Here is a 7,792-nt window from a genome sequence, read left to right as displayed (position 1 = left end):
GGCGGCCACCGGGCCGCCCGCCCCGACGGCGGCCGCACGGACCGTCCGTGCGGCCGCGTCAGCCGACCGGGTCCGCCGGGGCCGGGGCCGGGAGGAAGAAGCCGGTGATGTCGGCGAGGCGCCCGTCCTCGTGGTGGCGGGCGGTGCTGATGCCGCTCGCCGCGGTCCCGCCCTGTCCGTCGAGCTGGGTCCAGCGGGCGAGGGAGCGGCCGTGGTGCTCGAGCACCTCGTCGATGCGGAACCGGTGGCCGGGGAAGGCTCCGGTGAAGCCGGACATGTAGGCGGCGAGTTCGGTCAGGCTGCCGACCTCGGTGCCGGGGTCGCGGTAGGCGACCTCGTCCACCGCGACCGCGCCGAGGGCGGCGGGCCGGTCGGCGGGGTCGGCCGACCAGCAGGCGGCGTAGTCGTTCCAGAGCCGCTGGGTGTCACTCATGGGTCGTCCTGCTTCCGTGGATTTCTCAAGGTGCCGATCGACGCGAGGGCGCCGTCGGTGACGCTGTGCAGCGCGGTGCGGGGCCGGCCGGCCCGGACGAGTACCAGCAGGCCCTGGTAGAGCGCGAGCAGGTGGGCCGCCGTGGTGGCGATGTCGAGGTCCGGCGGTGCGTCGCCGCGGTTCCGGGCGCGGGTCAGCGCGTCGGCGAAGCCGCCTTCGATCGCCGCCAGGCCGTGGTGCACGCCGGGCGCGGCCTCGGGGAGGGTGAAGGACTCGACGGCGGTGTTGGTGAGCAGACAGCCCGGGTCGGGCTCGGCACCGGTCTCGATCGCCGAGGTGAAGAACGAGCGGATGCCGGCCAGCGGGTCCGCCGGCTCCAGCAGGTGGACCCGGACCCGGTGCCGCACCACCCGCTCGTTGTAGGCGTCCAGGGCGGCGTGGAACAGGCCGTCCTTGTTCCGGAAGGTCCGGTACAGACTTCCCGGGTGCAGCCCGGTGGCCTCCTCGATGTCCCGCAGCGAGGCGCCGAGGTATCCCCGGTGGCGGAACAGCCGCATGGCCGAGGCCAGTACCTCGTCCTGGTCCCAGAGCTGTCTGCGCCCCATCCCGGCCTCCGTAGTTGAACGATTGCTCACAAAAATAGCACGGCCGGCGAGGGGCGCGGACATTGGTGACCGGGGTCGGCGCGAGAACGGCGCGCCCGCCCGCGGTGCGTACGGGGCGTGCAGCCGAGAGGGGGCCCGGGCCCGGTCGTCGCCGACCGGGCCCGGACCCCCTCGTGCTGTCGCGCCGCTCTCCCGGCGGCACAGGCCCTAGTCCACGTAGCGGCGTTCCTCGACCACGTCCGTGCCGAGCCGCCGGCGGCGGAACACCCGGACGTAGGCGACCAGGCCGAGCAGCCCGGCGATCATCAGGATGACGCCGACCAGGTGCAGGTTCACCCCGGCGAGGTGCCAGTCGACGGCGAAGGCGAGGATCGCCCCGAGCGCGAACACGATGACGCAACCGCCGATTCCCATGGGGACCTCCAACCCGTGACACGGCCCGTTCGGACCGGCGCTCGCCTACCCCGGGCGGCGGCCGGTATGCGGCGTGTCCCGGCCCGGAGCGTTCACGCCCCGGGGTCGGCCTCCGCCGCCGGGGTCAGGACCTCGGCCCAGACCACCTTGCCGTCGGCGTGCACGGCCACGCCCCAGTCGTCCGACAGCCGTTGGACGATGTGCAGGCCGTGCCCGCCCGGCAGCCCGGGGCGGTGCGGGAGGCTGAGCGCGGGGGGTGTCCTGATGGCGTCGCTGACCTCGATCCGCAGCCGTTCGGCCGACGCGTGCAGGCTCAGCTGCACCGCGCCGCCCGCGTGCAGGCGGGCGTTGGCGACCAGCTCGGAGACGATCAGGAGCAGGTCCTCCACCGCCTCCTCGCCCGGCCACCGCCAGTCGGTGAGGGCCGTACGGGCGAACTCCCGGCCGTGCGCCACCTGCCGGGGCAGCCCGGCCAGACGGACGGTCCGCCGCTGCCCGGCGGGGGGCAGGTCCGAAGGGAGCCGCCGGGCGGCCTCCGCGCCTCGCTGACCGCTGGTCATCTGGTTCACCCCGGCATGGTCGTTCATGGCTGGTCGATGGGGGGCCGGCGATCCGGGCCCGCGGTGCGGCCGCTCACGCGTCGGCCAGGGCGTCGGGGACCGAGGCGTGCAGCGAGAACACCGCTCCCGCCCCGGTGAGTTCCAGCAGCCGGCCGAACTGCCCGTCGGGCGCGGCCGCCAGCCGGAGCTCGATCTCCGCCTCCTGCGCGGCGATCCTGGTGCGCAGCAGCAGGTTGAGCCCGGAGGAGTCGCAGAAGCCGAGCTCCGCCAGGTCCACCACCACGCGGGCCGGCCCGTCGGCGAGCGCCCGTTCCAGCGCTTCGTCTGCCGGGGCCAGCGAGTCGAGGTCGAGCTCACCGGCGAGCACGACCAGGACGGTACTGCCCAGCCGCTCCCGGCGGGCGGTCAGCCGGCCGGCCGGGACCGGGGCCACCCGGTGCCCCGCGTCGAATCCTTCGTCGGACATGCGCTCCTCCGTACTGCCCTCGACCACGGCCGACGATAGGCCGCGAAGGGGCGCGAACGGAAGGCCGCAGGCCCTCCGGGGCCACCCCTCGCATTCCCGGCCTCCGGCCGGATATGCAGCCGGCGGCCGAAGGGCGGGCCGCACGGGGTGATCCGTGTGCGATTCGCCCGGACATCGTGAAGAAATGGTGCAGACGTGATCGGGTCGGCATGGGCCGGGTACACGGCGTGGGTCGGAGCGCGGACGAACCACGCACCAGGGCCGGAAGAGGGAGAGCCATGGCCGTCCTGAATCCCACGATGTCGATGTCGATGCCGAAGGCCGTACCGGAGGCGGTGCCGGTGCCGGTGCCGGCGGCGGTGCCGTCGGACCCGGTCGGGCTGCCGCGGATCGAGGATCCGTCGGCGGTGTCGCCCGCGGACGCCCGGGTGCTGTCCCGGACGCTGTTCCGGCGCCTCGGCGAGCTGGAGGAGGGCACCCGGGAGTTCTCCTACGTCCGCGGGACGCTGGTCGAGCTGAACATGGCGCTGGTGAAGTTCGTGGCCGGCCGCTACCGCACCCGCAGCGAGCCGATGGAGGACATCATCCAGGTCGGCACGGTCGGCCTGATCAAGGCGATCGACCGCTTCGACCCGGCGCAGGGTGTGGAGTTCACCACCTTCGCGATCCCCACCATCGCCGGTGAGATCAAGCGGTTCTTCCGCGACACCGGCTGGATGGTGCACGTGCCCCGCCGGCTGCAGGAGCGGCGGATAGCCCTCGCGAGGGCCACCGACGCACTGCAGCAGCTGCACGACCGCGCCCCCACCACCGCCGAACTCGCCGAACACCTCGGTCTGAGCGAGGAGGAGGTCCGCGAGGGAGTGGTCGCCGCCCGCGCGCAGACCGCCGGCTCGCTCGACCTCGGCCCCGGCGGCGACGCCGAGGACGGCCCCACCCTCGGCGACCGCCTCGCCGTCGAGGAACGCGACTACGACCTGGTCCTCGACCGCGAGAGCCTCAAGCCGGCCCTCGCCGCGCTGTCCGACCGCGACCGCGAGGTGCTCTCCCTGCGCTTCGGCGCCGAACTCACCCAGGCTGAGATCGGCGAACTCCTCGGCTTCTCCCAGATGCACATCTCCCGCATGCTCAAGCGCATCCTCGGCCAGCTGCGCACCGCCCTGCTCGCCGAGAACTGAGAACCCCGAGAACCGAGAACCCCGAGAACAAGAGCCGGCCGGTACGGCCCGGGGCGCTCGTGACGGTCCGTCGACCGCGGGCGCCCCGGGCCGTACCGGCCGTAGCGGCCGGACGGGTCAGCCGGGTCAGGCGGCCGTGGTGACCGTCACGGTGGTGAACCCGGCCGAGTGCAGCAGTCCTTCGAGCATCGACCGGGTGCTCTGCTCGGCGCGCTGGGTGAGTTCGGTGTCCTTGGCGGCCTGCTCGATCTTCTGGGTGGCGAGCAGCTCCACCTGCTGCTGGTTGCCGGGGTTGCCGCTGAAGAAGTCGCCGATCCGGTCGAAGAACCCGCGCTGCTGGAGATAGACGTAGGACCGGCGGACGTCGAGCGCGGCCGGGGCGAGCTGGGCGTGCGGCACCACCACGGCGGCGGTCGAGCGGTCGGCGGAGACGGTCACCGCACCCTTGTCGAGGGCGCTGAGGTCGACGTACGCGTCCACGGTGCCGGCCGCCACGTACAGGGTCCGGTTGCCGAGCAGCGCCGACGGCAGGAAGGCGGCCTCGTGGTCGAGGTCGACGATGACCTGGAAGTTGCCCTGGGCGCCGGTGAACCGCTTCATGTCCTGGATCGAGCGCAGCAGTACCGGCTGGCTGCGGTCCACCGTCCGGCGCTCGAAGGGGTTGGGTATCGAGGGGAACAGGCCCAGGTGCGCCCCGGCGAGGAAGACCGCGAGGATCGCGGCCAGGGTCACCGGCAGGCCGATGTACCAGGGGGTGCGCCGGCCGTCCCGGCGGCGGGGTGCCGGCTCCGGGGTGGTGTCCGCCGCGGTCTCCGGGGCCGGAGTGCCCGCGGCGCCGGAGCCGGCCGGCCGGCTGCGTCTGAGGAGTGCCATCTGCTGCATCGCTTTCTCTTCGGGGACTGCTTCTTCGGGGACTGCTCCGGCGGGGCGCCGGCTCAGTCGCGTCGGGTGTGCAGGGCGCGGCCGAGGCGCCGGCCTAGCAGCAGGCAGCCCAGCAGCGCACCGGTGGTGTTGAGGATGACGTCGTCGATGTCGAAGGCCCGGCCGACCACCAGCGCGGCCTGGGCGGCCTCCACGGTCACCATGACCAGGGCGGTCAGCGCGGTGACCGTGAACGGGCCGCGCAGCCGCTGGAACAGCACCGGCAGCAGCACCCCGAACGGCACCCCGAGCAGCAGGTTCCCGCCCACCTGCTGGGCGGCGGCGCGGACCGCGGGCCGGTCCAGGTAGGCCCGCAGCGTGGCGCCCGGGCGGAGGTTGGCGTGCACCAGGTCGCGGGAGGCGGGCGAGGGCACCAGGGTGACCCGGGCCAGTGCGACCGCGAAGGCCACCGTGGCGGCCAGGGCGAGTGCCAGCACGGCCGCCCGTACCAGGCCGGGCAGCAGGCCGCGGCGGCGCAGGAAGGGTTCCCCGCCGCCGGTCCGGGCGGCGGGTCCGGAGGTGGCGCCGGCGCTGCCGCCGGGTGCCGTCGTCGCTCTTGCCATGGTCGCGCTCCCCTCGCCGCGGCGGTCTGCCGCCGGCACCTGGCGGGTACCCCGCGGCGCCCGGGTCAAGCGGATCCGGAGCGGCAGCATGCCGGTCAACTGTCCGGATCTCAAGTCGAGTTGATGCATCGTCCACGACCGGGCGGCGGGCCTGCGTGCGGCGGCCCGGGGCGGGCAGACGAGCCGCGACACGAGCATCGCGCGAGCGGAGGAGGAGCCATGTCCAGGACCGAGGAGTCGATCGAGGTGGCGGCGCCGGTGGGGGCCGTCTACGAGCAGTGGTGCCGGGTGTCCGCGTTCCCGCGGTTCATGAGCGGGGTCGAGGAGGTGGTGCCGGGCCCCGGCGGTACGGTGCACTGGGTGGCCCGGGTGGACGGCGTCCAGCGGGAGTTCGACGCCGAGATCACCGAGCGGATCGCGGGGGAGCGGATCGCCTGGCGCTCGGTGGACGGCGCCGAGCAGTCGGGCGTGGTCACCTTCCACGACCTGGGCGCCGGCCGCACCAGGATCATGCTCCAGCTGGACCACACCCCGCACGGCGTGATCGACCTGATCGGCGACCGGCTGGGGTTCGTCGCCCACCAGGTGCACCGCTGCCTCCAGGAGTTCAAGGAGCACGTCGAGCGCCGCAGCCGGGCCGCCTGAACCACGACCACCGCCACCCCGCCGCCGCAGAGGAGACCGACCATGCCGCCCACCGCCGAGCGACCCCGCAGCCGGGCCGCCGCGCTCCGGCGCACCGTCCTGCGGCGCACCGGCCGCGAACTGCTCGGTGACGAACTGTTCGACCGGGCGGCCGCGCTCACCTACTACGGCGTGCTGGCGCTCTTCCCCGGCCTGCTGCTGCTCACCGGCCTGCTCGGCCTGGCGGGCCCGTCGCCCACCGGGCAGGTGATGGACGGGCTGCGCCGGCTGGCGCCCGGCCCGGCCGGCGACGTCCTGCGCGACGGGGTCGGCCAGGTGCAGCAGAACGCCGGGGCCGGCGGGGTGTTCGCGACGCTCGGGGCGGTCGGCGCGCTCTGGTCGGCCTCCGGGTACGTCGGCGCGTTCATCCGCTCCGCCAACACCGCGTACGGCGTCCGCGAGCGCCGGCCGCTGTGGCTGCTGGCGCCCGTACGGCTGGCGCTGACCGCCGTCCTGGTGGTGCTGCTGGCGGCGGGCGTGACGATCGTGGTGTTCACCGGCCCGCTCGCCGCGCAGGCCGGCCGGGCCCTGGGCGTCGGGGACTTCGGCCTGACCCTGTGGTCGGTGGCGAAGTGGCCCGCGCTGGTGCTGCTGGTCACCCTGATGGTCACGGTGCTCTACCGCTCGGCCCCCGACCTGCGCTCCCGGCGGCTGCGCCTGGTCACCCCGGGCAGTGCGCTGGCGGTGGCGCTCTGGCTGGCGGCCTCCGGCGGTTTCGCGCTGTACGCGGCGTACGTGGACACCTACAGCCGGATGTACGGCGCGCTCGCCGGGGTGATGGTGTTCCTGGTCTGGCTGTGGCTGACCAACCTCGCGATCCTGCTGGGCCTGGAGGTCGACGCCGGGCTGGCCCGGGCGAAGGAGTCCGGGGACGCCGCCGGGGACGCCGGCCCGGGCCGGCCCGGCGGCTACCGTCCGCCGCCCCCGTCCCCGGCCCCGTCGGCCCTCTCGAACGCCTCGAAGGACCGCGCCGGAGCGGGGTGAGGCACCGCCGCCGTCCCGTGCTCCGCCGCGTCGTGGTGCGCGCCGGGGCCGCCCGCCTCGGCCCGCCCGACGGTGATCCGGGGCAGCGCGTACGGGTGCCGGTCGCGCAGGTAGGCGACCAGGTGCTCGCGGACCGCGCAGCGCAGCTCGAAGGCCTGCTCGGCGTCGGGCGCGGTCATCAGCGCCCGGACCACGATGGTGCTCGGGGTGGTGTCGACCACCTGGAGTGCCCGGCCGGCGCCGTCCCAGCGGCTGTCGTCGGCCAGCAGCTTCTCGAACTCGGTGCGCAGCTCGCCGACGGGGGTGCGGTGGTCGAGGTGGAGCAGCACGGTGCCGGTGATGCCGGGGTCGCGCCGGGACCAGTTCTCGAACGGCTTGCCGGCGAAGTACGACACCGGCATCACGATCCGCCGCTGGTCCCAGGTGGCGATCACCACCGCGGTGAGGGTGATCTCCTCCACCGTGCCCCACTCGCCGGCCACCACCACGACGTCACCGATCCGCACCATGTCGCCGAAGGCCAGCTGGATCCCGGCGAACAGGTTGGCCAGCGAGGACTGCGCCGCGACGCCCGCCACCAGCCCGAGCAGCCCGGCCGAGGCGAGCAGGCTGGCACCGACCGCGCGGACCGCCGGGAAGGTCATCAGCGCGGCGGCCAGCGTGAGCACCGCGATGGCCACGTCCGAGATCCGGCCGACCAGGTCGGCCTGGGTCCGCGCCCGGCGCACCCGCCCGGGGTCGCGCCGCCCGGCCGCGTACCGGGTCAGCGCGGACTCGATGAACAGCGAGACGGTCCGCGCGGCCAGCCAGCCCGCGCTGACCAGCAGCGCCAGCAGCAGGCTGTGCCGGACCGGCGGCCGCACCGCCGCGCCGAGGCCGGCGGCCGGCTCGCCGCCGAGCAGCAGCGCGGCCACCGCCGTCACCAGGGCGGGTATCCGGCAGCGCCGCAGCAGCTGCCAGCGGCGGGGGCCGGGCCGGGGGGCC

General features: G+C 74.8%; 11 protein-coding genes. 3 read left to right on the top strand and 8 right to left on the bottom strand.

Features of this window, described 5'->3' with window-relative positions; genetic code table 11:
- Positions 1–58: 58 nt before the first annotated feature.
- From AA75_RS16565 to AA75_RS16545, 5 genes are all read right to left on the bottom strand, one after another.
- Complete coding sequence (locus tag AA75_RS16565) at positions 59–433, bottom strand: nuclear transport factor 2 family protein (protein WP_033820814.1); 375 nt, start codon at positions 431–433, stop codon at positions 59–61.
- On the bottom strand, positions 430–1,038 hold the full coding sequence (locus AA75_RS16560) for a TetR/AcrR family transcriptional regulator (protein WP_033820813.1): 609 nt from the start codon (positions 1,036–1,038) through the stop codon (positions 430–432). Before AA75_RS16560 ends, AA75_RS16565 begins: the two co-directional genes overlap by 4 nt.
- Before the next feature lie 207 nt (positions 1,039–1,245).
- Positions 1,246–1,452 carry a hypothetical protein gene (locus tag AA75_RS16555; protein ID WP_033820812.1) on the bottom strand — a complete coding sequence of 69 codons (207 nt, stop codon included), beginning with the start codon at positions 1,450–1,452 and terminating at the stop codon, positions 1,246–1,248.
- 92 nt (positions 1,453–1,544) lie between these two features.
- Positions 1,545–2,039 carry an ATP-binding protein gene (locus tag AA75_RS16550; RefSeq protein ID WP_051812579.1) on the bottom strand — a complete coding sequence of 165 codons (495 nt, stop codon included), beginning with the start codon at positions 2,037–2,039 and terminating at the stop codon, positions 1,545–1,547.
- Between the two features lie 46 nt (positions 2,040–2,085).
- Complete coding sequence (locus tag AA75_RS16545; protein WP_033820811.1) at positions 2,086–2,478, bottom strand: STAS domain-containing protein; 393 nt, start codon at positions 2,476–2,478, stop codon at positions 2,086–2,088.
- 278 nt (positions 2,479–2,756) lie between these two features.
- On the opposite strand from AA75_RS16545, the gene AA75_RS16540 reads away from it, so the two are divergent.
- On the top strand, positions 2,757–3,656 hold the full coding sequence (locus AA75_RS16540; protein WP_082526572.1) for a SigB/SigF/SigG family RNA polymerase sigma factor: 900 nt from the start codon (positions 2,757–2,759) through the stop codon (positions 3,654–3,656).
- A gap of 126 nt (positions 3,657–3,782) precedes the next feature.
- On the opposite strand, the gene AA75_RS16535 is transcribed toward AA75_RS16540, so the two are convergent.
- On the bottom strand, positions 3,783–4,529 hold the full coding sequence (locus AA75_RS16535; RefSeq protein WP_082526575.1) for a DUF4230 domain-containing protein: 747 nt from the start codon (positions 4,527–4,529) through the stop codon (positions 3,783–3,785).
- Between the two features lie 62 nt (positions 4,530–4,591).
- On the bottom strand, positions 4,592–5,140 hold the full coding sequence (locus AA75_RS16530; protein ID WP_033820822.1) for a VanZ family protein: 549 nt from the start codon (positions 5,138–5,140) through the stop codon (positions 4,592–4,594).
- 219 nt (positions 5,141–5,359) lie between these two features.
- On the opposite strand from AA75_RS16530, the gene AA75_RS16525 reads away from it, so the two are divergent.
- Both AA75_RS16525 and AA75_RS16520 read left to right on the top strand, forming a co-directional pair.
- Positions 5,360–5,785 carry an SRPBCC family protein gene (locus AA75_RS16525; protein WP_033820810.1) on the top strand — a complete coding sequence of 142 codons (426 nt, stop codon included), beginning with the start codon at positions 5,360–5,362 and terminating at the stop codon, positions 5,783–5,785.
- Between the two features lie 42 nt (positions 5,786–5,827).
- The gene (locus tag AA75_RS16520) at positions 5,828–6,808 is read left to right on the top strand and encodes a YihY/virulence factor BrkB family protein (RefSeq protein ID WP_051812577.1); all 981 of its coding nucleotides are present in this window, start codon (positions 5,828–5,830) and stop codon (positions 6,806–6,808) included.
- Here the strand turns inward: AA75_RS16520 and AA75_RS16515 are convergent.
- A partial coding sequence (locus tag AA75_RS16515) for a mechanosensitive ion channel family protein (RefSeq protein ID WP_051812575.1) occupies positions 6,733–7,792 on the bottom strand: 1,060 nt, incomplete at its 5' end. The two genes, AA75_RS16520 and AA75_RS16515, sit on opposite strands and share 76 nt — an antisense overlap.

Source organism: Kitasatospora sp. MBT63, from assembly GCF_000710465.2.
GTDB lineage: Bacteria > Actinomycetota > Actinomycetes > Streptomycetales > Streptomycetaceae > Kitasatospora.
The sequence above is the reverse complement of the archived record's forward strand: the minus strand, read 5'-3'. Positions and strand labels throughout refer to the sequence as shown.

Coding starts and splice junctions, on each gene's coding strand:
- AA75_RS16565 (WP_033820814.1), bottom strand. CDS start 433: ATGAGTGACACCCAGCGGCTCTGGAACGACTACGCCGCCTGCTGGTCG.
- AA75_RS16560 (WP_033820813.1), bottom strand. CDS start 1,038: ATGGGGCGCAGACAGCTCTGGGACCAGGACGAGGTACTGGCCTCGGCC.
- AA75_RS16555 (WP_033820812.1), bottom strand. CDS start 1,452: ATGGGAATCGGCGGTTGCGTCATCGTGTTCGCGCTCGGGGCGATCCTC.
- AA75_RS16550 (WP_051812579.1), bottom strand. CDS start 2,039: ATGAACGACCATGCCGGGGTGAACCAGATGACCAGCGGTCAGCGAGGC.
- AA75_RS16545 (WP_033820811.1), bottom strand. CDS start 2,478: ATGTCCGACGAAGGATTCGACGCGGGGCACCGGGTGGCCCCGGTCCCG.
- AA75_RS16540 (WP_082526572.1), top strand. CDS start 2,757: ATGGCCGTCCTGAATCCCACGATGTCGATGTCGATGCCGAAGGCCGTA.
- AA75_RS16535 (WP_082526575.1), bottom strand. CDS start 4,529: ATGGCACTCCTCAGACGCAGCCGGCCGGCCGGCTCCGGCGCCGCGGGC.
- AA75_RS16530 (WP_033820822.1), bottom strand. CDS start 5,140: ATGGCAAGAGCGACGACGGCACCCGGCGGCAGCGCCGGCGCCACCTCC.
- AA75_RS16525 (WP_033820810.1), top strand. CDS start 5,360: ATGTCCAGGACCGAGGAGTCGATCGAGGTGGCGGCGCCGGTGGGGGCC.
- AA75_RS16520 (WP_051812577.1), top strand. CDS start 5,828: ATGCCGCCCACCGCCGAGCGACCCCGCAGCCGGGCCGCCGCGCTCCGG.